21 protein-coding genes are annotated in these 24,239 nt (G+C 62.7%); 7 read left to right on the top strand and 14 right to left on the bottom strand.

All coding sequences use genetic code 11. The features are described 5' to 3' along the window. Positions 1-41 precede the first annotated feature (41 nt). On the top strand, positions 42-977 hold the full coding sequence (pfkB, locus tag HPY64_07000) for a 1-phosphofructokinase (GenBank protein NPV66876.1): 936 nt from the start codon (positions 42-44) through the stop codon (positions 975-977). Between the two features lie 76 nt (positions 978-1,053). On the opposite strand, the gene nagA is transcribed toward pfkB, so the two are convergent. Next, positions 1,054-2,205 carry an N-acetylglucosamine-6-phosphate deacetylase gene (gene nagA, locus HPY64_06995; protein ID NPV66875.1) on the bottom strand — a complete coding sequence of 384 codons (1,152 nt, stop codon included), beginning with the start codon at positions 2,203-2,205 and terminating at the stop codon, positions 1,054-1,056. Positions 2,206-2,336: 131 nt separating this feature from the next. After that, positions 2,337-2,672 (bottom strand): SCP2 sterol-binding domain-containing protein, encoded by a 336-nt coding sequence (locus HPY64_06990; protein NPV66874.1) that lies wholly within the window; start codon positions 2,670-2,672, stop codon positions 2,337-2,339. Between the two features lie 186 nt (positions 2,673-2,858). Here HPY64_06990 and HPY64_06985 point away from each other — a divergent pair, with 186 nt between their 5' ends. The 3 genes from HPY64_06985 (at position 2,859) to HPY64_06975 (ending at position 6,210) form a co-directional block, all read left to right on the top strand. Next, entirely contained in the window at positions 2,859-3,869 is a 1,011-nt protein-coding gene (locus tag HPY64_06985) for an esterase (GenBank protein NPV66873.1), read from the top strand. A gap of 62 nt (positions 3,870-3,931) precedes the next feature. After that, positions 3,932-5,419 carry a LysM peptidoglycan-binding domain-containing protein gene (locus HPY64_06980; GenBank protein NPV66872.1) on the top strand — a complete coding sequence of 496 codons (1,488 nt, stop codon included), beginning with the start codon at positions 3,932-3,934 and terminating at the stop codon, positions 5,417-5,419. Between the two features lie 11 nt (positions 5,420-5,430). After that, complete coding sequence (locus HPY64_06975) at positions 5,431-6,210, top strand: SH3 domain-containing protein (GenBank protein NPV66871.1); 780 nt, start codon at positions 5,431-5,433, stop codon at positions 6,208-6,210. 24 nt (positions 6,211-6,234) lie between these two features. Here the strand turns inward: HPY64_06975 and HPY64_06970 are convergent, their stop codons facing one another. From HPY64_06970 to HPY64_06930, 9 genes are all read right to left on the bottom strand, one after another. Beyond that, on the bottom strand, positions 6,235-6,498 hold the full coding sequence (locus HPY64_06970) for a hypothetical protein (protein ID NPV66870.1): 264 nt from the start codon (positions 6,496-6,498) through the stop codon (positions 6,235-6,237). 32 nt (positions 6,499-6,530) lie between these two features. Next, positions 6,531-6,710, bottom strand: a complete 180-nt coding sequence (locus HPY64_06965; protein ID NPV66869.1) for a hypothetical protein — start codon at positions 6,708-6,710, stop codon at positions 6,531-6,533. A 38-nt stretch (positions 6,711-6,748) separates the two neighbouring features. Continuing rightward, positions 6,749-8,227, bottom strand: coding sequence for a B12-binding domain-containing radical SAM protein (locus HPY64_06960; GenBank protein NPV66868.1), 1,479 nt, complete (start codon positions 8,225-8,227; stop codon positions 6,749-6,751). 102 nt (positions 8,228-8,329) lie between these two features. Continuing rightward, a complete protein-coding gene (locus HPY64_06955) occupies positions 8,330-8,764 on the bottom strand; it encodes an iron-sulfur cluster assembly accessory protein (GenBank protein ID NPV66867.1) in 435 nt (144 codons plus the stop codon). 88 nt (positions 8,765-8,852) lie between these two features. Further along, entirely contained in the window at positions 8,853-9,503 is a 651-nt protein-coding gene (locus HPY64_06950) for an ArsR family transcriptional regulator (protein NPV66866.1), read from the bottom strand. 122 nt (positions 9,504-9,625) lie between these two features. Further along, positions 9,626-11,698: a DUF4397 domain-containing protein gene (locus HPY64_06945; GenBank protein NPV66865.1), complete on the bottom strand. Its 2,073-nt coding sequence runs from the start codon at positions 11,696-11,698 to the stop codon at positions 9,626-9,628. 133 nt (positions 11,699-11,831) lie between these two features. After that, on the bottom strand, positions 11,832-14,651 hold the full coding sequence (locus HPY64_06940; protein ID NPV66864.1) for a DUF4397 domain-containing protein: 2,820 nt from the start codon (positions 14,649-14,651) through the stop codon (positions 11,832-11,834). A gap of 109 nt (positions 14,652-14,760) precedes the next feature. After that, positions 14,761-16,026 (bottom strand): adenosylhomocysteinase, encoded by a 1,266-nt coding sequence (locus HPY64_06935; protein NPV66863.1) that lies wholly within the window; start codon positions 16,024-16,026, stop codon positions 14,761-14,763. Positions 16,027-16,142: 116 nt separating this feature from the next. Then, entirely contained in the window at positions 16,143-17,108 is a 966-nt protein-coding gene (locus HPY64_06930) for a carbohydrate kinase family protein (protein ID NPV66862.1), read from the bottom strand. A gap of 196 nt (positions 17,109-17,304) precedes the next feature. Between HPY64_06930 and HPY64_06925 the strand changes: the two genes are divergently transcribed. Both HPY64_06925 and tadA read left to right on the top strand, forming a co-directional pair. Next, entirely contained in the window at positions 17,305-18,864 is a 1,560-nt protein-coding gene (locus HPY64_06925; protein ID NPV66861.1) for a nicotinate phosphoribosyltransferase, read from the top strand. 12 nt (positions 18,865-18,876) lie between these two features. Beyond that, positions 18,877-20,220 (top strand): Flp pilus assembly complex ATPase component TadA, encoded by a 1,344-nt coding sequence (tadA, locus tag HPY64_06920; protein NPV66860.1) that lies wholly within the window; start codon positions 18,877-18,879, stop codon positions 20,218-20,220. A 15-nt stretch (positions 20,221-20,235) separates the two neighbouring features. Here tadA and HPY64_06915 read toward each other — a convergent pair whose 3' ends face one another. Both HPY64_06915 and HPY64_06910 read right to left on the bottom strand, forming a co-directional pair. After that, positions 20,236-20,946 carry a thioredoxin domain-containing protein gene (locus HPY64_06915; protein NPV66859.1) on the bottom strand — a complete coding sequence of 237 codons (711 nt, stop codon included), beginning with the start codon at positions 20,944-20,946 and terminating at the stop codon, positions 20,236-20,238. A gap of 47 nt (positions 20,947-20,993) precedes the next feature. After that, complete coding sequence (locus HPY64_06910) at positions 20,994-21,602, bottom strand: isoprenylcysteine carboxylmethyltransferase family protein (GenBank protein ID NPV66858.1); 609 nt, start codon at positions 21,600-21,602, stop codon at positions 20,994-20,996. A 189-nt stretch (positions 21,603-21,791) separates the two neighbouring features. On the opposite strand from HPY64_06910, the gene HPY64_06905 reads away from it, so the two are divergent. Next, positions 21,792-23,108, top strand: coding sequence for a thymidine phosphorylase (locus HPY64_06905; protein ID NPV66857.1), 1,317 nt, complete (start codon positions 21,792-21,794; stop codon positions 23,106-23,108). 14 nt (positions 23,109-23,122) lie between these two features. Here the strand turns inward: HPY64_06905 and mltG are convergent, their stop codons facing one another. Further along, complete coding sequence (mltG, locus tag HPY64_06900) at positions 23,123-24,238, bottom strand: endolytic transglycosylase MltG (protein ID NPV66856.1); 1,116 nt, start codon at positions 24,236-24,238, stop codon at positions 23,123-23,125. Position 24,239: the final 1 nt, after the last annotated feature.

Genomic DNA, 24,239 nt, shown 5'->3' with positions numbered 1-24,239 from the left:
TCATTGTACCATTCCCGGCGACCGGACAGGGGAGGTCGGCGATGATTTTTACGGTGACACTGAACCCGGCGCTGGACTGGGAATTAACTGTCCCAGCGTTTGCATTTGACACTGTGCTGCGGGCGACCAGCAGCGCCGTCGATGCTGGAGGCAAGGGATTCAATGTCTCGCGGGCGCTGGCGGCGCTCGAGGTGCCGAGTTGTGCACTGGGATTCGTCGGTGGGTCAACGGGGCAGCGCCTGGCCGGGATGCTGGGAGCAATGGATATTGCTACCAGTCTGGTCTGGATCGCCGGGGAGACGCGCACGAATGTCAGTATCGTGGCTGCCGAACAGGGCCGTTACCTGAAGGTGAATGAACCAGGACCGGCGATCAGGGCTGAGGAACAGGCGGCGCTACTGGCACGGGTGCAGGAACTGACCCGGCCAGGCGACTGGTGGGTGCTGGCTGGGAGCCTGCCGCCGGGCGTGGTCAGCAAATTCTATGGCGATTTGATTGCGGTGATTCAGCAAGCCGGGGCGCGGGCGATCCTGGATAGCAGCGGGGAACCGCTGCGGTTGGGGTGTGCTGCGGGCGTGTGGCTGGTGAAGCCGAACCTGGATGAGGCCGGGCAGATCACGGGACTGATGCTAACGCCGGAACGGGCAGCGGAAGCGCTCCAGCCCATTCATGCGCTGGGGGCGGAGCATGTGCTGATCTCGCTGGGCAGGGCCGGGGCGGTGCTTTCGGATGGCCGTCAGGCCTGGCGCCTGCGACCACCGCAGGTGGACGAGCACAATCCCATTGGCGCCGGTGATGCGCTGGTAGCCGGGCTGGTGGCCGGGTTGTGCCGGGGGGAAGCCCTACCGGACGCGGCGGCGCTGGGCGTAGCCTGTGGCGCGGCGGCGGCAAGCCTGCCGGGCACGGCTTTTGGCACACGGGCGCAGGTTGAAGCGCTCCGAAAGGGAGTCACACTGACGCCGCTGTCACCGCCATAGCGTGGTGCCACCATCTGACGAATCAGCCCGGCATGGCGCCCGGGCTGATTCGTGGTTCAAGAGGATGCAGGACGGCTCAGTTGCGCCGGTAGACGACGTTTCCGCCGACTATCGTCATGACGACCTGTGCTGCGCTGTCAAGCAGGATGACATCGGCATCAGCGCCGGGGGCCAGGACGCCCTTGCGACCAGCGAGGCCCAGGGCTTCCGCCGGGACAGCGGTGGCCATCTGTAGCGCCTGTGGCAGAGTCAGACCGGCGAAGGCCATCACATTGCGCACCGCGGCATCCAGGGTCAGCGTACTGCCGGCCAGGCTACCCGTCGCCAGGCGGGCGATGCCATCGGCGACGATGACCTCGCTATCCCCCAGCATATACGTGCCATCAGTAAGTCCTGTGGCGCGCATGGCGTCCGTGATCAGGATGGTGCGATTCAGGCCCTTGGCCCGGATCAACAGCTTGACCATGGCCGGGTGGACGTGCACGCCATCGGCGATGACCTGGGCGTAGATGCGATCGTCCACCAGCACCGCGCCAAGCGTACCGGGATCGCGGTGGTGCAGGCCCTGCATGCCGTTGAAAGCATGCGTTGCCTGGCGCAGGCCGCGATCTGCGGCAGCAGTGACGCAGTCGATATCCGCGCCGCTGTGGCCCAGAGCGAACTCAACCCCCTGGCGGACACCGGTCTCGATTAGCTCCAGCGCGCCGTCAAGCTCTGGAGCCAGAGTCATCAGCCGGGCGACCCCGGAGGCGAACCAGGCGTTGTATTCGGCAGGATCGGGTTGCCGCAGGTGATCGGGCGGCTGCGCCCCTTTGTGTTTGATGCTCAGGTAGGGACCTTCCAGATGGACGCCTAGATGCGCGGCGCCGTCTGCTGGCTGCGGGCAGGTGCGGACGTTTTCCACGGCGGCGGTAGTATCCGCGTTGGAGGCAGCCATCGTGGTAGGCAGGTAGGCGGTGACACCATGCGCGGCAAAGTAGCGGGCCATGGCATGGATCGCTTCTGGCGTGGCGTCCATGGTGTCGCAGCCGTTGGCGCCGTGAACATGAATATCGATCAACCCTGGCGCAACGGACAGATCATCAGCCGGGATGATCGTGTCGCCGGGTTGGGCGTCGCCCGAACCGGGGACAATGGCGGCAATCCGCCCCGCTTCGATGATCAGCGCATGGTGTTCCAGTGTTTGGTGCGGGGTGATGATGGTACCACCGCGAATGATGGTGCGCATTCTCAGACTCCTCTGACGGTTGGATTACCCGGCACCGGCCTGCGACTCGTCTGACCCGGCGCGGCGGAAACGCTGTTGCCGCGCACACTGGAAGCAGAGAGGCTGGGATGGCGTGGGCCGGCTGGCGCTTGCTAGGCCTGGAAGTTGAACATCGTCTGCATCTTCAGGGCCAGGGACATATCTCCCTGCACCTTGATTTTGCCCTGCATGAAGGCTGTAATGGCGTTGACCTCGCCGATGAGGACAGCGTAGAGGTCTTCGGCAGCGGAGATCAGAGTCATCTGTGGCGATGGGGTTTCGCCTTCGTGGACTTCGCACTGGCCATTAGCGATCTTGATCCACCACTTGCCGCCGTTGTCGCCGGTCAGATTGAGCTGCAGTGTGGTATTCAGGCCAACGGCCTTGGCAGGCAGGAACATCTCCGGCATCCGGGCGATAAAGGCGCTGATTTCTTCTTTGGTTGGCATGTCAATAATCTCCTGGGAATTGCTGCAAAAACAGGAAGCACAGGGATGCCCTGAGCGCAGTGTTGTTGTTATGGGTTTAGTATACTCAATCACACGGATTCGCACATCCTGAGCGAGCGAGAATTCTAGCAAGGCGGTGCAGAGCAGGCTAGAATCGCGCCGTGCCTGCCGTAAAAGGAGCGATGGGTGGTCAGTCCAAGCCGCGTTGAACAGCCGTTACTGGAAAGCGATGTCCTGAGGGACAATCCGCTAGGTGACCCCAGTGTGCGCCCTTTGCCGGTCTACCTGCCGCCGGGATACGAGGACGATCCTGCCCGGCGCTACCCGATGATCGTGATGCTGACCGGCTATGGCGGTACGGGGCCGTTCTTGCTGAATCTGCGACCCTGGGATGAGAGCCTGCCTCAGCAACTGGACCGCTTGATCCTGGGCGGCGCCATGCCGCCGGCGATTGTAGTGATGCCGGATTGCTGGACACGGTATGGTGGTTCCCAGTACCTGAATTCCCCGGCGCTGGGGAGGTACGAAGATTATCTGATTCATGAGGTTATCCCATTCGTGGATGCCCGCTACCGTACCCTGGCCGACCGCGCCAATCGCGGCGTGATCGGCAAGAGCAGCGGCGGTTATGGGGCACTGGTGCAGGGGATGCACCACCCGGAGGTCTTTGGGGCGGTAGCCTGTCACAGCGGCGACATGTACTTTGAGTACTGTTACCTGGGTGATATCGCCAGATTGCATGCTAACCTGGCCAGTTATGGCGGCTGGGTGGAACTGAAGCAGAAGCTGGCCAGTATCCGGCCTAAAAACACCCGCTTCTTCCAGACTGTTGGCACGCTGTGCTACGGCATGGCTTATGCGCCAAATCCGGCGGCGCCGGACGGTTTTGATATGCCGATTGACCTGGAGACGGGGGCGCTGCGGGAAGATGTGTGGGCGCGCTGGCTGGCGCATGATCCGCTGCGCAAACTGGATCAGCCGGCCTGGGCGGACGCCCTGCGCAGCATGCGATTGCTGTATCTCGATTGCGGCGACCAGGACGAGTTCAACTTGCAGGTGGGAGCGCGCCTGTTTGTCCGCAAACTGGCAATACTGGGCATCAACTGCCATTTTGAGACCTTTGCGGGTGGTCACTTTGACATTCACTACCGGTACGACACATCCCTGCCGCTGCTGAGCGCGGCGCTGCAGCCATAATTGCCATGCGTTCGCGGCCTCTGCTTTCCCTGTTCGTTCTTTTGCTGGCGGCGCTGGCCTGTATGCGCCAGCAGCCTGGCCCGGTGATCGTGATCACGGCGACGCCTCCCGCGCCGCTGGGCATCGAGACCCGCGCTACCGATGCTCCGGAAGCGCCGCCAACAGTATCCTCTGCCGGGCTGATCGTGCCGACGCTGGATCCGCCCCGTAGCGCTACCGCAGAGCCGCTGCCTGAGTCGTACACCGTGCAGGCGGGCGATACGCTCTCCGGGATCGCCGAGCGCTTTGGCACAACCGTCGAGCAGCTCATGACGTTGAATGCCATCGACAACCCCTCGCTGATTGCTGTAGACCAGGTCGTGCGCCTGCCGGAGACGCGGGGTGTGTTCAGCCCGTCATTCAAGATCATCCCGGATAGCGAGCTGGTGCGCGGGCCGGCGACCACTGGCTTCGACATCGCTGACTTTGTGGCGTCGCTGCCAGGCTATCTCCGTACCTATCAGGATCGGGTTGATGGCGAAGTGATCAGCGGAGCGGAGGTCATTCGCCGGGTGGCCGATGACTACAGTGTCAACCCGCGCCTGTTGCTGGCGTTGCTTGAATATCGGGCTGGCTGGCTATTCAATCCGGAGCCATCGGCGGCAACGGTGGTGTATCCGCTGGGTTACGTACAACTGGGTTACGAAGGGTTGTACAGACAACTCTCCTGGGCAGCCAACCGGCTGAACGAGGCTTATTACGGCTGGCGGGGGCGTGGGGTGCTCTGGTTCGCGCTTCGTGACGGTATCCGGGTGACATACGCTTCTGGCTTGAATGCTGGGACGGTGGCGGTGCAGTACTTCCTCAGCCTCAACCGCAGCTATGAGGACTGGCTGGCGGATGTCAACCCGACTGGCTTTTATAGCCTGTACGTTACACTGTTTGGCGATCCATTTGCCCGTGCGGTGGAACCGCTATTACCGCCGGATCTGCGCCAGCCGCCGCTTCAACTGCCCTGGGCGCCGGAAGAAGTGTGGTACTATACGGGCGGTCCGCACGGGGCGTATGCCTCCGGCAGCGCCTGGGCAGCGATCGATTTCGCCCCGCCCGGTGATAAGGACACCGCGGGGTGCTTTGTTGCCCCGCAGTGGGCGCTGGCCGTCGCTGATGGGGTGGTTGTCCGTAGCGAGCGTGGCTTTGTCATCCTTGATCTGGATGGCGACGGCAACGAGGCGACTGGCTGGACGATCGTCTATTTGCATCTGGCCACGGAAGGCCGTATGCCGGCCGGGATCAGGGTCAAGGCGGGCGATCCGCTGGGGCATCCCTCCTGTGAAGGCGGGGTTTCGACGGCGACGCATCTGCATATCGCCCGGCGCTACAACGGCGAGTGGATTCCGGCCACCTGCCACCAGTGTGCGCCGGGCGTCCCCAGCGTGCCATTTGTGCTGGGCGGCTGGACAGTCGAGGGCTGGGAGGGGCAGGAGTATCAGGGTAGCATGGTCAAAGGGGAGATGTACCGCCAGGCTGAACAGGGACGCGATACGCCGATTAACGAAATTCGCTGGTAGTGGAGGGTGATGTGCGTAGAGCAAGACAGTATGGCTGGTTATCCGGTCTTGGGCTGGGGTTGCTGCTGGGCGTTGCGCAGGCGCTGCCGCCTGCAGTGCAGGCGCTGCCGCCGCTGCAGTTCAGCGCGACGCCGGCCCCGGTTATCCTGCCGTCGATCAGCCCGACCGCGATCATGCAGTTCACGGCGACTCCTACCCGTACACCTACGCCCATTGGGCCAGCGCTGGCCGAAGCGCTGGAAGGCCCGACGAATGTCCGGGCAGCGCCGGACATCGAATCCGAACGGCTCGGCCAGATTTTCCCCGGCGAGTTCTACCCTGTGCTGGGACGTGCTGCGGGCACGCTATGGTACAAGATCCAATACCCTGATTCACCGACCGGCACGGCCTGGGTGTTCGAGCAGGTGGTGCGGATCACCGGCAACGTCGATGCTATTGAGGAGATCCAGGTGTTCACCCAGCCGACAGTTGATGTAAATGCGGCGATTTCCACACAGACGTTGGAAGCGCTGGCGCAGATGCCCGGCGGGCTGGAGACGGCAACGGCGCTGGCTTTTGCCGCCAACGCAATGGTGATGCAGGGCACTCAGCCGCCGACTGAGACTCCAGCGCCAAAACCCACCTTTACCTATCCGCCGGAGCCGATCAGCCAGGCCACCCTGGCGATTCCACCGGCGGCAACGACTCAGGCCGCCAACGGTGGATTGCCGCCGATCATTCCGATTCTGGCGCTGGGGGCCGTGGGCGGGCTGGGCATGTTGATCGGCATTCTGCGACGATTAGGCCGGTAATTCGTGTAGCCACAAGTGTAGTAATCAGGAGCGCTCGCCGGCACAATCTTGCGCCACGGCTCGACCACGATCAGTGAGCATATAGGTTGCCGCCGGGAACTTCTGATTGCTGATCACCAACCCGTGGCGCACCAGCGTCTCAACGGCAGCGCGGTTGACCAGCCTGGTCTGGCCGTCCAGGGCGTGCAAGCGGTAGACCTTGGAGCCATCCAGATAGCGGTGGGATTTGAGGAAGGAACCACCTGCCAGCGCCTGTAACATCTGCCTGGCTTCAGCGGAAAGGCGCATTGCGGGACCCTCAGAGCAATGTTCTGTGGCGTTCAGCCCAGATTGCCGATGTACTTCATCATCTCGCGCTGGGGAATGCGTTGGAAGCGGTCGCGGATGATCAGCGCCATCTCTTCTTCCGTCAGGCGCATACTCAGTATCTCCAGCGCGTCCTCAGGACTGGCGCCATAGGCCAGCTTCTGTTTGCCATTGGTCATCTCAAACAGGTACATGTGGTGTGGTGTGGTAAAGCTGCTCACAGTGGCGCCTCCTACGCCTTGATCAGCGCGGCGGAGAATACGCCGGGGCGCTGCTGCAGGATGGGGTCCAGGCCGCGGTTGACTTCCTCGTCATACTTCCCGGCCAACAGTTCCCGGTAGAACTGGTAGTCGATTCCCCTGACTTTCTCATCGTCGGGGTAGCGGTGGTAGTTCTCCTTGGACATCAGGCTTTTGCCTTCAGCGATGAGCTGGTAGCCCAGCGCCGAGCCGGGGTAGGGAGCATAGAAGGAGATCGAGGGCATCACCCGGCGCATGTACTTGACCATGCGCATGGTCTTGAAGGCATCTTCGCGGGTTTCGCCGGGGATGCCCAGCATGATATTCGCCCAGATGACCGGCGCTTTGCGGCCCTGGGCTTCCAGTTCGTCGCCGATCCGGTTGATCAGATCGATGGCGAAATAGTTATCTTCCTCGGTGCATTCTTTGTTGAGCATGCGGAGGACGCGATCGCTGCCGGATTCGAACCCGATGGAGATCGTGTCCCAGTTAGTTTCTTTAACCAGGGCTTCAAAGAGATCAGGCCACTGGCGGACGGTATCGGCGCGCCCGGCAGCCCAGTATGGCCAGGCTTTGTGGGCCTTGCGCGGGTATTTTTCGATCCACTCTTGCAGCCAGCTTGGGTTCTGGAAAAACATCGAGTCGTGGATCACTACGGAACCGATAGGGCCATAATGGTCATCCAGGTAGTTCAGTTCCTCGATCACCATCTCTACCGGGCGGCGGCCCATATTAGGCACATAGGAGCTTTCGTTGCAGAAGACGCACTTCCACGGGCATACGCGACTGGTCAACAGGGTGACAACGGGGGGCGGCCCCCAGCCGCACTCAGGTTCCAGCGGCCAGTGAAAGGTCTTTTCCAGGTGTTTGCTGGCTGGTCGGGGCCACAGGGTACGGTCGATCATCGGCCATTCGGCCATTGAAGCGGCGCCAACGCCCAGAACAACTCGCGGGAAGGCAGCCGGATCGCGGGCGAGGTCGACAATGATCTTCTCCCCTGGTCCCTGAACGATGTGGTCGATCTCCGGGATGGCTTCCAGTTCGTCCAGGGCTACGGTGGCGTGCATCCCGCCAACCATGATGACACTGTTCGGGTTGACTTCTTTGAAAATCTGGGCAGCGCGGCGGGCAACCGGGAAGGTGTAGCTACGGATATTCATGAAGAGCTGATCATAGCCCTTGATCTGCTTACGCAGCTCACGCCAGGAGGTCACAGCACGGGTGGAGGCGATGTCGGTCAGCAGACCTTCACGGTGCATGATCGTGCGCAACAGGCCCAGCCCATGATCCTGCCACTGCTCATGAGGGCCAGCGGGGTTGACCAGATCGCCCAGATCACCCAGGTCAAGCCATAGCCGGCGCGGACCCTGTGACGCTGTTTTCTTACCGGTTGACCAGAATTTCACGATTGCTGTGCTCCTGCAGAACTTGACTTCGCTATCCGGTCTATTGCGGGACTGGGGCGAGGACATACCGGCGCCCGGCCTCAGTAACCCGGATACCGCGCTCAGACAGGGGGCTTAGACCCCCCTGCCTGTCCCTTTCCTGGCCCTTTGTCCTACGGGGAGTGCGACCTAATGGCCGCAACTGCCGCCGCACCCACAGCCGCCGCTGGCCGCGGAACCTGGCTCATCTTCAGCGGTACGGAATGAATGGCCGCACCCGCAAGACGCAACCGCGTTCGGATTGTCAATGCGAAAGCCGCCGCCCATCAGATCATCGACAAAATCGATGCTGGCTCCCCACAGGTAGCGCAGGCTGGTGGGATCCACCAGCAGCCGGATGCCGTCCACATTAACCACTGTGTCAAACTCTTCGGCGTCTTTCTCAATAGCCATGCCATACTGCAGGCCGGAACAACCGCCGCCGCTGACAAAGACACGCAGGGCATGTCCTTCAAGCTGGCGTGCGGTGAGGATTTCTTTGATCTTGCTGACTGCTCCGGGGGTAACGCTCAGGGCCGGTTTGGTGACATCGGTGACATCCTGGTTATTGGGCTGGGTGATCATGCCGTGCAGTCTCCTTAGCTAGCCACGATTGGGGGGCCATTGTACCATGCGCTATGGCAGGCGTCAATAAAAACAAAATCCTTCTTCTTTATTCCGGTACAGGGTGGGATATTCGAGCGGGAATCAGATAGGTGCAACTCAGCCCGCCGGAAGGCAGGTGCTCGACCCGGCGGGGCACGATGCCACCCAGCAAGGTGCTGATCAGGCGCATATCCATCGCGCACAATTCCTCGTGATCGGCTGCCAGATGATGGTAAGGACAGTTGTTGGTGCGCAAAATATAGCCCTGCTCGGTGGTCTCCCAGGCGGCCTGGTAGCCCTGGCTGGTCAGGTATTCTACCACGCGCTCCAGGCGGGCGGGCATCGGCACATCAGGCGGGATTACGTCACTGGCCATGCGCTCCGCCACATTCTCCAGGATGACGTTCACCTCCTGCCGGGGCAACTGGCTCTTGATCTGCAGCAGGAGTTGCTGAGCGAACTGGCGGTAGTTGTTGGGGAATAGCTCCAGCGCCCGATCAGTCAGCGAGTAGACATGTTGGGGGCGGCCCGGTGTGGTGCGCCGGCGGACGATCGGCGCAGCTACCAGGCCATCGCCGCGCAGGATTTCCAGGTGGTGACGGACGGTCACCGCTGTGATCTCGCCGATGCGCTGAGAAAGGTCCTGCACGATTTCGTCCACGGTAGCCTGTTCGCGTTCTTTGAGAATCTCCAGGATGTGTTGTCGCGTCTGTTGCATACCGCGTATCCCTGCCTGACGGCCTCTATGATTTCACCTGGGCGAATCTTAGCATGGCGGCGGATTCTTTGTCAAATTGAATAGATGCTAAACATAAAAATTCATTCGCCACCCTCAATCGCTTACCCCTCCAGCGACGAAGGCAGCAGAATCACGTCAAGCACCTCTGGGCTGGGGCCAGGCAGCAAAAAGAGATCGTAGGCTGTGCGGCTCTGCAACACCAGGCGGGGGACGATGGCGACAACCTGATCGTCTGTGGCCCGGCGGATGTAGATATCGTAGGTGCTGGCGGGCAGGCCGATGAATTCGGTGGTCTGACCCGGCCCGAATAGCCCGGAGTCATACTGCTCCAGGGGGCCGGGTGTGAGGGTGGGGCGGGGAACCACTGCCGGGGCGGCGATAGTGGGGCTGCCGGGCGGTGCAAGGCCGGGGATATCGAAGCTCACCAGCAGGTCACCAGTATCGGCGGCGGCGTGAATAACGCGCAGGACAGCCTGTCCGGGCTGCGCTGTCCCCTGATAATCCGGCAGCAAGGCGGTAGCGGGTGCATCAGGGTTGCCGTAGACGAGCAGCGTGACCGGCGGCACGTCGACCAGCGACAGTTCGCCGACGTAGTAAGCTGGCGCATTGGGATCAGTGACAGGGTCGACGCGCAGGGTATAGACCGCCGGGGGGACATGCGTCTGATCGCTGGCCTGGCGCGGGGCCAGGTCTTCGGCGACTGTGATGCCGTCGAGACGAACGCGGATGTTCAGTGGCTCGGTCAGGGCACTGAAGACCCGCACGGGCACGCCTTCAGCTTCACTGGCGGCAGGCGTTTCCTCAACAAACGGGGCGGGCTGGGCGCGGTCCACGCCGGCTTCTGTAGCAATGACGAACGGGTCGCGCTCTGCACCGGTCACGACATAGGTGTAGGTGTAGCCTTCCAGAAAGGTCACTTCGCCAGCGCGTTCGACTATACGGGCATCGGCCCCCTGGCTGTTTAGCCACAGCAGTTCAAATCGGCTGGCCGGGATGTCCAGTACCTGGGTGGCAGCGCCAGCCGGGATCATCGGAATCTCCGGCAAGCGGTCAGCGCGGTTGTAGGCATAGACCGCCGGCGCGGAAGGCGCGGCATTGACCACTACCAGACGTGCGGTCTGCGGCGGTGTAGGCGCAGTTGAATGCGCATAGACGCGCAGGGCGGGAGTGCCCCGATCCTCCAGAAGTAGCACCTCGACCGCCTGATTGGCGCCAAGATTGAAACGCGTTTCGATAGGCAGCCCGCCTTCCGCGTCGGCGATTTCCGTGCGCACGGTATAGGCGCGTGGGGCAAAGTCTTGCCAGCCGGTAGCGGCGCGGAAGGATACCGCTTCCGCCAGCAGCTGGTCATCCAGGTAGACCGTTGCGGCTGGCGTATTCGGAGCAGCGTGGATGAAGCGCACCTGTCCTATCGTGCGGGCGGGGGTGCTGAAGAGCAGGATAGTCTCGTTTCCCCCGCCTACCTGCCCGATCAGGACGGCGGTGTACATCTGCTGAGGCGCGAGGGTGGCGCCCAGAGTGGCGATGGTTGTCTCACCGGAGGTGACAGATAGCTGCCGCGGGCCAGCGTCCACCGGGTAGCCGGCGCTGACCTGGCCGAAATCCAGCACCTCGGGGTATGGTTGCCCGTCGACGCGCGGCTGGACGGGGACGCCACGGGGGACGGCATGCAGGTAAGCCAGACGCGCCTGGCCAGTCGGTATGGGGCTGAGGTCTTCCTGAAAGATAGCGAAGTTGAGCGTTTCGGCGGTCCCGGAGACCAGGATCAAGTAGCTACCCTCAGGCTCCAGCGTGGCGGTGGTGTCTGCCAGTACCTGCGTGCTGGGCCGCGCGCCAGCCGGCACTGCCTGAAGATAATAGACACCTGCTGCGACACTGGTCGGATTGGTGTAGGCGCCATGACCCAGGCGGCTGGCCACCAGGGCCTGCTCCAGGTAAATATCCAGCGCACCGCTCTGAGGGGCGGCCTGCACGACACGGATGTGCGCACCCGCTGCTGGGCCGCCGACACTCTGCGGCACGACGCCCACCGTAGGAGTAGGGCTGGGAGCCGGGGCCAGGGTTGGTGTAGGCGTCACCGTTGGCACAGGCGTCGCTGTTGGCGTGGGGCCGCATGCGGCCAGCAGGATCAGACCGGCCAGGATCGTCGCTATCGGGCGCCGGGTAGTTGGCATCGCTCACCTCTCCTACATATCTGTACTGCGCTGTCTATTGTAGTGTTGCCGCCAAACTTGACCAGCGGGCAGCAAAACGGCAACGGCCCTGACACCAGGGCCGTTGCACAGAACCAACCGCCTGTACTGGCGGTCACTGGATCTGCGGCAGGTCTTCCAGGCGCACCCGGCGACCGTTCAGCGTCAGCGAGACGTAGGCGCTGGCGACCCAACCGGTCGTGGCGTCATATTCCACCTGCAGCCATTGTGCATCGGTGGTGCGGCCAAAGACGATCATGGTCGCCCCGCTGGGGATGAGCGCCAGCGATTCACTCGCGGCGTCAGGTGTACGGCGCAGATGCAAATTAGCCCCCGGATCAAGCACAGCGATGCCAACGTACTGGTTGCGGAACTGCGAGAGATCGGAGCCAGAAGATCCGGCGCTGGTAGCACCCGCGCTGACTTCACCCTGCAAGGTTGGATCGGCAAGACGCAGCAAGTTACGCTGGAGCAGTTCCGTGATGCGCTCTGCCGTTGGCAGGTATAGCCGCCCGCGGTAGAAGAACTGCACGAATTCGGTGGAAACCCAGCCGGTGATTTCGCCGCCGCCTTCCGGCCGGAAGGTGACATATGTCCAGGAGAAGTCTTCCAGAATGGCGACCGGCTCGATCACCGTGCCGGCTGGCAGCCGCGCCAGCACTTCGGCCAGTGTGTCAGGGGCGCGGCGCAGGTTCAGGTTGGCGTTCGGGTTGAGGTTGTAGACCAGCCCGAAGAACGTCAGGTCGGAGGGCGCCGGTGTGGCGGTCGGCAGGACATCGGCGCTGACTTCGCCACGCAGGGTCGGATCGACGAAGGTCAGCAGGTTGCGCTGGATCAGCTCAGCGACCCGCTCAGCGGCAGGCAGGTAGGTCCGACCCCGGAACATGAACTGCACGTATTCCGCCGAAGCCCACCCGGTGATCTCGCCGCCACCTTCTGGCCGATAGGTCACGAACACCCAGGAGAGGTCTTCCAGGATGCCGGTTGGCTCGAGCACCGTGCCAGCCGGGACTGCCGCCAGCACTTCGGCCAGCACGTCCGGGGTGCGGCGGATGTTCAGGCGGGCATCGGGGTTGAGATTGTAGACTACAGCAAAGAACTCGGCGCTCACCGGTGCTGTGGTCGGGGCAGCAGCGGCTGCACCGCTGACCGTGCCGGGCACGTCCGAGGGCTGCGGATCGAGATCGGCCAGCCGAACAGGCTTGCCGCCTTCTGTCACCTGCACGAATTGAGCGGAAGCCCAGGCCGTAACCGTACCGCCGTCAACCGTGGTGAATTCCACCAGCAGCCAGGTATCCTGCGGGTTCAGGTCCTGGCCGGGAGCGAGGTCGGGCACCGCAGGAAAGTCCGGTTCACCGGCGCGTCCCAGTACACTGAGCACGGTGCCGCCGGTCACCAGACCCAGCGAGCGGGCATCAGCGCGCGGATATTCCCGCAACTGAAGGTTGGCGCCGGGATTGAGGTTGTAGACCAGGCCGATCGTTCCCTCAGTCGGAGTGGTAGCGGCGGGCAGCGGCGCAACAGCGGGCGCAGGCGGCTCAGTAGGCATTGGCAGGGGCGTTGCTGTCGGTACAGCGGCTGCTTCGGCGACTTCCTCGGTTGGTTCTGCTGTCGCCGCGGTGGCCTGTTCAGCTTGCTGCGGCTGTTCAGCAACCGCCTCAGCCGGCAGGCCGATGGCGCTGCCCGGCTGGAAGTTCAGGGGCGCTGACGCAAACAAGACAAAGGGCGCTTCAGCCGTGCCGGTTACCAGCACGCTATACAGCGTGCCGCCGTTGTACAAGGCGTCAACCGACAAGGCGCTGCCACCATCCGCCGCGAGGATCAGCGAGTAAGCGCCGGCGGGGACTTCCGTATTGAAGACGACGTTCTCCGGCACGGTGAAGGAAGTTTCCATCAGTGAGCCATTCAGAGTGGTGCCGGGAATGCCGTTGATCACGCTCACACGGCTGGTCGTCGGATCAAGAGTCTCGACAGGGTCGGGGTAAACCTCTAGGCTGAGCGTGTCGCCCTTATCCAGCACAACGATTGTGCGGCCCTGCCCGGCCAGGTCGAGACTGCTGAGATCCAGGCTAAGGGAAGCAACAGCGGCGACGTTCTGCTCACCAGCCGTGCGCACGGTGACGGTATACGGTCCCAGCGGCAAGGCGACATGACGAGTGATCTCGCCGGCCTTGAGGGCGGGGATCAGCAGTACATCGTTGAACAGCACATCAACCGCCGGTGCACCCTCAATGGCATGGGCGACGCGAACAGCCACGCTATCGCCGCCGGGCAGGACAGGCGATTCCAGCAGGATCAGGGTTGGCCCGCCGACGACCATGAAGCGGTACAGGTTCCCGGCCCGCAGGGGATAATCCGCCGGGGGGATCAGCGCCTGCTCAACGGCCTGGCCAGTGGGCACGATTGCCAGCGGGTAACTGTTGGCCGGAATGTCAATGCCGCCCGAACTACTGCCGTAGGTCAGCGCCTGAAGCACCGGGCTGCCATCTGGCAGGACCACGTCAATATCACCGACGCCGGGCGCGGCGTGAACCGCGTTGACGCGGACGTTACCGGTAATCAGCGGGCTGAGGTCGTCTTCAAAAACCTGAATTTCCGGCGCAGTGGCCGTCCCGACGATGGCCACAGTCATAGCCTGTCCCGGCGTGGCAGTCAGGGTAGTTTCCACGAGGGTTGCGCCTGCTGCGCGTACTGTGACCGCGTGATCGCCAGGAGAGAGGCGCAGGTGATCAGTGGCCTGGGTGAAGCCCAGTTGCACGGCTGCCGGTTGGCTGTCGATCAGGACGTCGACGGCAGGGGCCTCGGGGATGCCGTGAACCAGGCGCACCAGAGCTGCCTGGGTTTCCTGCATGAGAGGGGCGGCGGCTACGGGCGCAAGCCCGGCCAGGATTACGGCAGTAAGCAGCGCGAGTGTGAACAGCACACGGTGACTCATGAGCACTATCTCCTCTTGATTTGCGCTTCATAGAGGAAGGCCGTTAGCGCAGAACGCGGGCGATCCTCCGATCGGTAGCCCGCACCGGGCCACATGACGCTGGCGAGGACTAGGTACCTTCCTGCCACTGGTTCAGATAGCGGATCTGCTCTTCCGTCAGCGTATCGATGCGAATGCCCATAGCTTCCAGTTTGAGGCGGGCAATTTCCAGATCGACATCCTGCGGTACTCTGTAGACGTTGTTCTGCAGGGTGTCGTGATGCTTGACCATGTATTCAGCGGCCAGCGCCTGGTTGGCAAAGCTCATGTCCATGACGCTGGCGGGATGACCTTCGGCGGCGGCCAGGTTGATCAGGCGACCCTCGCCCAGCAAGTGGATACGGCGACCGTCGCGCAGCACGTACTGATCGACAAAGGGACGCACACGGCGCGGCGGGGCAACCGCCAGCGACTCCAGAGCGGGGATATTGACTTCCACGTTGAAGTGCCCGGAGTTGCAGACGACTGCGCCATCCTTCATCACCTCGAAGTGCTGGCGATCGATCACGTTGATGTCACCAGTGGAGGTCACGAAGACATCCCCCTGTGGCGCAGCCTCGATCATCGGCATGACCCGGTAGCCGTCCATCGTCGCTTCCAGTGCCTTGAGCGGGTCGACCTCGGTGACGATAACATTGGCGCCCATGCCGCGGGCGCGCATGGCGATACCCCGGCTGCACCAGCCATAACCGCCGACGACCACTGTTCGCCCAGCCAGCAACAGGTTGGTGGCCCGGACGATTCCGTCGATTGTGCTCTGGCCGGTGCCATAGCGGTTATCGAACATGTGCTTGGTCATGCTGTCGTTGACGGCGATCACAGGGAAGCGCAGCGCGCCGTCGGCGGCCATCGCCCGCAACCGGATCACGCCGGTGGTGGTTTCCTCGGTGCCGCCAATCACGCCGTCCAGCAGTTCGGTGCGGTTCTTGTGTAGCTCGCTGACCAGGTCAGCGCCGTCGTCCATCGTGATGTGCGGCTGATGATCGAGCGCGCGCTGCAGGTGCTCGTAGTAGGTCCGGTTGTCTTCGCCCTTGATGGCGTAGACGGGAATCTCGTAGTGGGCTACCAGCGAAGCGGCGACATCATCCTGAGTCGAGAGCGGGTTGGAAGCGGTCAGCACGACCTCAGCGCCGCCCGCCTGGAGGGTGTGCACCAGGTTGGCGGTTTCAGTGGTGACATGAAGGCAAGCGGCAATCCGCAGGCCCTTGAGCGGTTTTTCCCGTTCAAAGCGCTGCCGGATTTGACGCAGAACAGGCATATCGTTTTCGGCCCACTCGATGCGCAGGCGCCCACCGGGCGCCAGATCGAGGGAACGGACATGGTGTTCAACAGCCATGGATACTCCTTACGTGGTCCATGCAAGATGGCGCAAGAATCCAAAGACGCATTGTAGCACAGCTTATGCTGCTTGTCGCCCGCGGTTTTATCGGTAGTGCTCCCGCAGACTGGCGCTCAGTCCAACAGGCAGTTTAGCTGACCTTCGTCATCGAAGCGCGTGCGGAAGCGGGTAACGAACTCCTGCGGCGTGAAGCGGTGGCTCTGCGTGCCCACCCGTTCCAGGACGTATGCCGCGCAGAGCGCGCCCACACGACCGCACAACTCCCAGTCCCAGCCGGCGCTCAGGCCCCGCAGCAGACCGGCGCGGAAGGCATCGCCAACGCCAGTGGGATCGGCGATACGTTCCGGAGGGAAGATCGGTACGTCGATCGCCTGGCCTTCCGCGTAGATGCGTGAGCCTTTTTCGCCAAGCGTCACCACCACAACCGGCACTCGATCGATAATCGCCTCGCGGGTCAGGCCGGTCTTCTGAATGATCAGTTCAAATTCGTACTCGTTGCAGATCAGAATATGCGCGCGGTCGATGCCATGCCGCAGCGGCTCGCCGCCGAAGCGGGCGACCTGCTGGCTGGGGTCATACATGAAAGCTATGCCGCGTGCGTGGCATTCGTCCACGTACTGCTGCATGGCCAGGGGGTCGTTTGGCGAGATCACGACCAGGTCAGGAGGAGCAGGTAGCAGATCGGCCAGCGTATACTGGCGGGCATAGGCCATTGCCCCGGCGTAGAACGACGCGATCTGGTTGTTGTCCACGTCAGTATTAACGAAGAATGACGCAGTGAAGACATCGTCGATCTGGCGGACCGGGCTGGTATCGACGCCAACAGTTTCCAGCCAGACGCGGTAGTCGCCGAAGTCGCGCCCGACGGTACCGACCAGGCGAGGACGCGGCTTCTGGCGCAGCAATGCCAGCGTATAGGCGATGTTGGCCGCAACGCCGCCCCAGTGTTTGGTCATCTCGTCAACCAGGAAACTCAGGCTGATACGGTCGATCTTGTCCGGCACAATCTGGTCTGCAAATCTCCCCGGAAAGCGCATGATGTAGTCATACGCGATCGAACCGGTGATGGCAATATCCATGGTGAGGCAGCCTTTCTGGCAGCAGGTTTTCAAAACGGCGGAAGTATACCACATTATTGAGCGGGGTATGCCGGAAATGACTGTGCAGATCGTCTCCAGCGGGTCGGTTGACAGCCCTTGCCCGCGACGTATACTCGACTTGCCTGGTTGGAGAGGCAGGACGATGACCGGGCATGCTGGCGAAGAGGGGTGCGCAATGAGCCGTAATAACCGGCAACTGGCTGAAGGCATTCTGTTCACGGATATGTACCAGCTCACCATGGCCCAGGTGTACTACCGGATGGGGTTGCATGAAAAGCTGGCGCAATTTGACCACTATTTCCGCAGTTACCCGGATTACGGGCTGCACCCGGCGGGTTACTGCGTCAATGCAGGGCTGGAATGGCTGCTGGACTGGATGCGCCAGGCCCGCTTTGGCGCAGAGGAGATCGCCTTTTTGCGCGGACAGACCGGCGTAGCCCGGCAACCGCTGTTTGGCGCTGATTTTCTGAGCTGGCTGGAACGCTACGGGACGTTTGAAAGCATCTCGTTGCAGGCTATCCCTGAAGGCAGGGTTATCCATCCACAGGTGCCCATTACGGTGGCGCGCGGCCCGCTGGCGATCGCCCAGATTCTGGAGACGGGGCTGCTCAACCATCTCAACTACCAGATTCTGATCGCCACCAAGGCGGCGCAAATTCGCGAAAGCGCTCACGGCCAGCTGGTGCTGGAATTCGGACTGCGGCGTGGTCCGGCTCAGGGCGCCAATGCCGGGGCGCGGGCGGCGCTGATCGGCGGGGCGGACTACACTTCCAACGTCGGGATTTCCGCGGTGCTGGGCTACCCGCCCAAAGGGACGCATGCCCACAGCATGGTTCAGGCGTTTCTAGCGCTTGGCGGCAGCGAACTGGACGCCTTCCGCGCTTACGCCGAGGTGTATCCCGACGATTGCCTGCTGCTCGTTGACACCATCAATACCCTAGAGAGCGGCGTCCCGAACGCGATCCGGGTTTTTGAAGAGTTGCGTCGCAAGGGACACCGACCCCTGGGCATCCGGCTGGATTCGGGCGATCTGGCCTACCTTGCCGTTCAGGCGGCGCGGATGCTGGATGCTGCAGGTTTTGAAGATACAGCCATTGTGCTTTCCAACCAGCTTGACGAAGTGACGATCTGGCAGATCGTGACCCAGATACAAGAGGAAGCACCGCGTTACCACCTGGATGCTGAGCGGATCCTCCGGCGGCTGGTATATGGCGTCGGGACGCGGCTGATCACTTCTGAAGGCAATTCGGCGCTGGATGGCGTGTACAAGCTGGTAGCCGTCTGTGATAACGGCCAGTGGCAGCCGGCGATCAAAATCTCCGATACGCCGGAGAAAATTCCCAATCCCGGTCACAAGCAGGTCTGGCGGGTCTACGACAGTCAGGGCCAGGCGACGGCTGACCTCCTGAGCCTTGAGGACGAAGACCCCCGGACAGAAAACGAGCTGGTGCTCCGCCACCCTGCCATGCACCAAAAATGTCGGACACTCAGGCGGGAGGAGATCAGCCAGATCGAGCCGCTGCTGGTGGATGTTCTTGACGAGGGACGGCTGGTCTACGATCTGCCGGATATTGAGGCCATGCGCGCCCAGCGGCACAGCGATGTCGAGCGGCTGCATGCTGGCGTGCGCCGGCTAATGCACCCGCACATCTATCACGTCTCGCTGACCCAGCGATTGTGGGACTATAAGCAGAGCCTGATCGCGGCTACGCTGGGCCAGGAGCGGTTGCGCTGAGGAGATGAGGTGATGCCCGTGCTACGCCGCTTGCACGACGATCCGCCTGAAGGTACCGATGACCGGGGTGAAACCTCCCGGCCAGGTCAGAACAAGCCACAGATCGTGCCGGGACGGCATGGCGCGGCGAGCTTTTCGCTGGCGGCCCTGCGGGAACGGATTGCCGCCGAGGTGATCGCGGAGGTCGGCGATCAGCCGGATGTGCTGGAAAAGCTGGACGAGACCACGCGGCACGCCCTGGTGCGGGAAGCCGGGGAATACGTGCTGGCGGTGGAGGCAGTGCGGTTGGACAGGGCCGAGAAAACCGCGTTGTTCACTGCTGTGGTCAGGGAAGTATTCGGCCTTGGCCCGCTGGACCCCCTGCTTGCTGATGATGACGTCACCGAGGTGGTGATGGAAACAGCGCAGCGCTGCCTGGTGCGGCGGCGCATGGGGCCGCTTGAGGATGCGCCAGTTGGCTTTGAGGATGAAGCCCATCTGCGACGGATTGTAGAGCGAATGGTTCGACGGGCGGGCGGCGCGCTGCAGGCGGGAGAGCCTTTTCTGGAGGCAGGGCTGATCCTGGCGGGCCGGCCGGCCCGCCTGACGACGATCGCACCGCCGCTCAGCCCGGCGTTGCATGCGAACCTCCGTCTGCATCCGCACAACCCGATCACGTTGGCGACACTGGCTGCTGAAGGCGTCCTCAACGCGCGCGAGGAGACGCTCCTGCGCGCCCTGGCGCGCAGTCCGTATGGCCTGGTTGTGGCCGGTGACGCCGGGAGTGGCAAGACCACGCTGCTGCAGGCGCTGCTGGCCGAGTGCCCTGTAGCTGGCGAAGTGTGGCTGGCGCAGCGGGCAGCGGAGATCAGGCTTCCGGAGGGCGGCCATATACTGGCAGCAACAGCCGGCACCGAGGAGCTGGCGGGGCGCTCCTTTGCGGAGACGATCGCCGCAGCGCTGGCGAATAGTCCGGTAGTTCTGGCGCTGGATGAAGTGCGTGGAGACGAAGCGGCGGCCCTGTGGGAAGCGCTGACGGGATCGTGCCGCCCGCGTCTGCTGGTCACGTTCCGGGCTAGCGTGCAGCCGGTGCGCTTGCGGAGTAGTCTGCGCTGGTTGCTCTTGCAGGGACGGCCTGCCCTGACCGAGAGTGATGTAGACGGCGCTATCCTTGAGCGGCTGCCACTGGTCATTGCGACCGGCATCGTTGCAGGCCGCCTGCACCTCCTGGCGATCAGCCAGTGGGAGCTACAAAATTCCGGTGGCATTACCCTCATGCCCCTGCTTGACCGGGGCGTCCTGACCGGCGCGCGTCCGCGGATGGCGCTGGATGTGCCGGAAGGCTTCTGGGAAGATGACGGACAGGCGGATCAATAGGGCTGTCGGGTTGCTCTATGGCGCTGGCGTAACCTGGATCACACTGCTCAGGACATCAAGGGGCACGCCGCCAGTCAGCCGCTGGTTGTTCCGCTCGAACCAGGCGGGATAGCCGCTTCCACGGCGATACAGCACGGCTGGCAGGGTTTTGACGCCCAGACTGTTGGCAAGATCAACATTGCTCTGGAGGGCGTCGCGGAAGCTGTTGGGATTGGAGATACAACGCAGCAGTTCCTCGCTGTTCAGGCCAAGTCTTTCCGCCGCTGTCCTGATCCGGTCGCTGGTGAAGATGTCAGCGCTGCGGATGTTCTGCATCTCAAGCAATTCGGCGTGCATCTCCCAGAAGGCATTCTGCGCCCCGGCGCACAGGGCCGCCCGCGCCGCCACCGGCGAGCCAGTTGGGTCCAACCCCGCCAGTAGCCGGATCTCCAGCCGCGCCTGACCGGGACGGATAGCCTGCTCAATGAAGGCATTGAGGGTGTTCTGGTAAAGCGCGCAGTGAGGGCAGGCGTAGTCCAGGAAGACCACAATAGTTGTGGCGGCTTCCGGTGCACCCAGGATTGGGGCGCCGTCATTGGTGACGCGGCGGGTCAGGCCGGCGTAAGGGATCGTTGTCGCTGAGGCTACTGCTTCCATACGGGCGTTGACCACCAGAATCACCGCGTAAAGAGCCAGCAGGGCGATCAGAATACCGGTTGCCAGCATGAGTTGTTGTCGATGGGTCATATGCTTCTGTCCATCATGCGCTCGTGCCGGTGCTCATGACAGCAGGGTTAGTTATTACGTGGGCGCGGCCACGGAAGCAGCCAGGGCACGCGGCGGCGATAGGCGGTGTACGCCTCTCCAAACTCAGCTGCCAGGCGACGTTCCTCCAGCCGGGAGCCAAGCAGCAGGTACAGGGTTGCTCCAACTGCCACCCCCAAGAGCGTGTCGGTCATGATCGGGCTTGGCCATAGCACCAGCAGACTGAACAGATACAGCGGGTGGCGCACCAGGCCATAGAAGCCCTGCACCTGCAGCGATTCTGGTGGCAGCGGTTCATGCCGCAGGTAGGCCAGCGCCTGGCTGATCCCGGCGAAGCGCAACGGGTCAGCCTGTAACACGGCAACGATCAGCGCAATCAGGCTACCCGCCTGGATCAGCATGCAGGCTGCCGCCCACGGCATTGGGATACGCCACACTTCTTGTGAAGGTGTTACCAGCAGGACAAGGATGACCGGCGCCAGCAGGACGGCGCTCAGGATGTTGTAGGCCAGGCGGTAGAAGCCCTCATAGGCGCGTTCGCCGATGGTTGCCCGGATGCGGCGCTTGAGCAACGGCGAGGCCAGCAGGCTGTGTAGTACGCCGTAGACGACGATGGTCAGCAGTGGCACCCAGAACATGATGGTTCGCTGGCTCCAGTGGTTAGCAGGACGATGGGGGGCGATGGGGGATGCAGATTTCCGTGATCCGTATGGGGCAGGCACTCTGCAGGGTATCGACCCGAATCTCCCTCACCTGGCGTCGGTCGTCTATGCTATACTGGAAACCCGCCCTTGCCAAATCCTGTAGAGCAGAAGAGAGAGCATGGTATGCGCGCTGTGGATGTGATAGCCAGCAAACGCGATGGCCACGAACTGACGCCGGAGGAGATCCGCTGGTTTGTGCAGTCCTACACCAGCGGTGAACTGCCGGATTATCAGGCAGCTGCCTGGTTGATGGCGGTCTACCTCAAGGGCATGACCCGCCGGGAGACCGTTGACCTCACGCTGGCCATGGCCTATTCCGGCGACGTGCTGGATCTATCGCAGGTGGTTGACTACGCTGTTGACAAGCATTCCTCCGGTGGCGTGGGGGACAAAACCACGCTGATCGTCCTCCCGCTGGTGGCGGCGGCTGGTGTGACGGTCGCCAAGATGAGCGGGCGCGGGCTGGGCTTTAGCGGTGGTACGCTTGACAAGCTGGAATCGATCGCCGGGTATAACGTCAACCTGACCACAGCGCAGTTCTATGAACAGGCGCGCCGCTACGGGATCGTGCTGTGCGGGCAATCAGCTAACCTGGCTCCGGCGGATGGCAAGATTTATGCGTTGCGCGATGTGACGGCTACCGTTTCCAGCCTGCCGCTGATCGCCAGCAGCATCATGAGCAAGAAGATCGCCGCCGGAGCCAATGGAATCGTACTTGACGTCAAGACTGGCGCCGGCGCGTTTATGCCGACAGTGGAGGAAGCGCGGGCGTTGGCCCGGCTGATGGTGGACATTGGCCGCGACGCTCGACGTGACATGGTGGCCCTGATCTCCGACATGAACCAGCCGCTGGGTTGCGCGGTGGGTAATGCGCTGGAAGTGCGAGAAGCGATCGAGACGTTGCGTGGCGGCGGCCCGCACGACCTGCGCGAGCACTGCCTGACAGTGGCGGCACACATGGTGCGGCTGGCGCGACGGATCGAAGGCGAGGACGCCTTGCCCGCGCTCAAAGCGGAGCTGGCCGGGCGGTTGGCCGACGGCGCGGCGCTGCAGAAATTCCGCACGTTGGTGATGGCGCAGGGCGGCGATGTGCGCATGGTGGATGATCCGGAGCAACTACCCAAAGCGCGACTGATCAAGACGGTGCCTGTGGCTGCTGAGGGATATGTGGCGCAGGTTAATGCGCTGGACGTAGCCTATGCGGCGCTGGAACTTGGTGCAGGGCGGGAGAAGAAGGGCGATCCGGTTGACCACGCTGTGGGCGTAATCGTCCATCTCAAGGTCGGCGAGCACGTCAAACGCGGACAGGCGGCATTCACAATCCACGCCAACGACGAAACGCAACTGGCGGCTGCACAGCGACGCCTAGAGCGCGCCATCACGCTCAGTTCCGATCCACAGATGCCCCTGCCGCTCTTCTACGACACCCTGTACGGGTAGGAGAACCGAACTATCTAACCACCACAGCGGCCGTTGGCGAGATGCTCCTCATAAGTTCGGGCGAAGACATGGTAGCCGCTCCCGGCGCAGTCAGCGCGGAAATAGTAGTAGTCCGACCGGGCAGGGAAGATCGCTGCTTCGATGGCGGATCGGGGCGGGTTGGCGATCGGACCGGGCGGCAGACCAGCGTTCAGATAGGTGTTGTAGGGGGATGACGCTGTCCGGTAATCTTCCTGGGTGATAGGTGACCACCAGGCGCCGTCCCGGTAGCCAATGGCATACTGCACAGTGGGATCGGCGTCCAGAGTCATGCCAGCAGCCAGACGGTTGCGGTAGACACTGGCGATCAGCGGCTGCTCGTCCGCATGGATGGCCTCACGCTGGATGATGGAGGCCAGGGTGACGGCCTGGTACAGGCTGAGACCGGAAGCTGCCGCGGCGGCGCTCAGGTCGGTCCCTGCACGGGTCACAAATGTCTCCAGCAACGTAGCGCGAAAGTCCTCGGCAGTAGCCTCCGGTGGCACGAAATAGGTTTCCGGGTAGAGGAAGCCTTCCAGTGACGCCCCTGCAGGCAGACCAACCAGAGCGACAAACTCCGCCGGCACCTCCGCACCGGGGCCAGTGAGGTTGAGAAAATCTGCACCGCTGAAGCGCAGGTATGGATTGGCATCGATGACGTTGGCGATCTCCTCGCGTCGCCAGCCTTCTAAGATGCGAACTGTCACCGAAGCCTTGCTGGAGTCTGTCAAGGTCAGGGCAATGGCCGGGATGGTATCCGTCTGCCGCAGGAAGTATGTCCCGGCTTCCAGGCGGGCGTCCAGGCCGTGGTAGCGGGCGTAGTTGCGGAATGCCTCCGGATCGGTGATCAGCCGGGCTTCTGCCAGCTTGTGGCCAATAAGCGCGGCAGTATCGCCCGGCTCGATGACAAACAGCCGGGGGGTATTATCAGTTCCCGCCGGCGCGGAGAGCGTTGACTCACGGTTGCTCAGCCACAGGCGCAGGTACAGCGACTCCAGCAGCGACAGCCCCTGACGGGCCGGGATCAGGGCCAGCAGGCCAGCGGAGGCGATTGTGGCTACCGCAATCCCCAGCAGGCCAATCAGGATCAGGCGGGTGCGCTTTTTGGCCATG

It is taken from the genome of Anaerolineae bacterium, from assembly GCA_013178165.1.
Lineage (GTDB): Bacteria > Chloroflexota > Anaerolineae > Aggregatilineales > Ch27 > Ch27.
This window is presented reverse-complemented; position numbering and strand designations above follow the sequence as displayed.

Bases quoted from the DNA above. Each gene is read 5' to 3' on its own strand.
- HPY64_06905 (NPV66857.1), top strand. From the start codon at position 21,792: ATGCGCGCTGTGGATGTGATAGCCAGCAAACGCGATGGCCACGAACTG.
- HPY64_06950 (NPV66866.1), bottom strand. From the start codon at position 9,503: ATGCAACAGACGCGACAACACATCCTGGAGATTCTCAAAGAACGCGAA.
- HPY64_06970 (NPV66870.1), bottom strand. From the start codon at position 6,498: ATGCGCCTTTCCGCTGAAGCCAGGCAGATGTTACAGGCGCTGGCAGGT.
- pfkB (NPV66876.1), top strand. From the start codon at position 42: ATGATTTTTACGGTGACACTGAACCCGGCGCTGGACTGGGAATTAACT.
- tadA (NPV66860.1), top strand. From the start codon at position 18,877: ATGCCCGTGCTACGCCGCTTGCACGACGATCCGCCTGAAGGTACCGAT.
- HPY64_06955 (NPV66867.1), bottom strand. From the start codon at position 8,764: ATGATCACCCAGCCCAATAACCAGGATGTCACCGATGTCACCAAACCG.
- HPY64_06910 (NPV66858.1), bottom strand. From the start codon at position 21,602: ATGTTCTGGGTGCCACTGCTGACCATCGTCGTCTACGGCGTACTACAC.
- HPY64_06935 (NPV66863.1), bottom strand. From the start codon at position 16,026: ATGGCTGTTGAACACCATGTCCGTTCCCTCGATCTGGCGCCCGGTGGG.
- HPY64_06960 (NPV66868.1), bottom strand. From the start codon at position 8,227: ATGTCCTCGCCCCAGTCCCGCAATAGACCGGATAGCGAAGTCAAGTTC.
- HPY64_06990 (NPV66874.1), bottom strand. From the start codon at position 2,672: ATGCCAACCAAAGAAGAAATCAGCGCCTTTATCGCCCGGATGCCGGAG.
- nagA (NPV66875.1), bottom strand. From the start codon at position 2,205: ATGCGCACCATCATTCGCGGTGGTACCATCATCACCCCGCACCAAACA.
- HPY64_06925 (NPV66861.1), top strand. From the start codon at position 17,305: ATGAGCCGTAATAACCGGCAACTGGCTGAAGGCATTCTGTTCACGGAT.
- HPY64_06930 (NPV66862.1), bottom strand. From the start codon at position 17,108: ATGGATATTGCCATCACCGGTTCGATCGCGTATGACTACATCATGCGC.
- mltG (NPV66856.1), bottom strand. From the start codon at position 24,238: ATGGCCAAAAAGCGCACCCGCCTGATCCTGATTGGCCTGCTGGGGATT.
- HPY64_06945 (NPV66865.1), bottom strand. From the start codon at position 11,698: ATGCCAACTACCCGGCGCCCGATAGCGACGATCCTGGCCGGTCTGATC.
- HPY64_06940 (NPV66864.1), bottom strand. From the start codon at position 14,651: ATGAGTCACCGTGTGCTGTTCACACTCGCGCTGCTTACTGCCGTAATC.
- HPY64_06915 (NPV66859.1), bottom strand. From the start codon at position 20,946: ATGACCCATCGACAACAACTCATGCTGGCAACCGGTATTCTGATCGCC.
- HPY64_06980 (NPV66872.1), top strand. From the start codon at position 3,932: ATGCGCCAGCAGCCTGGCCCGGTGATCGTGATCACGGCGACGCCTCCC.
- HPY64_06965 (NPV66869.1), bottom strand. From the start codon at position 6,710: ATGTACCTGTTTGAGATGACCAATGGCAAACAGAAGCTGGCCTATGGC.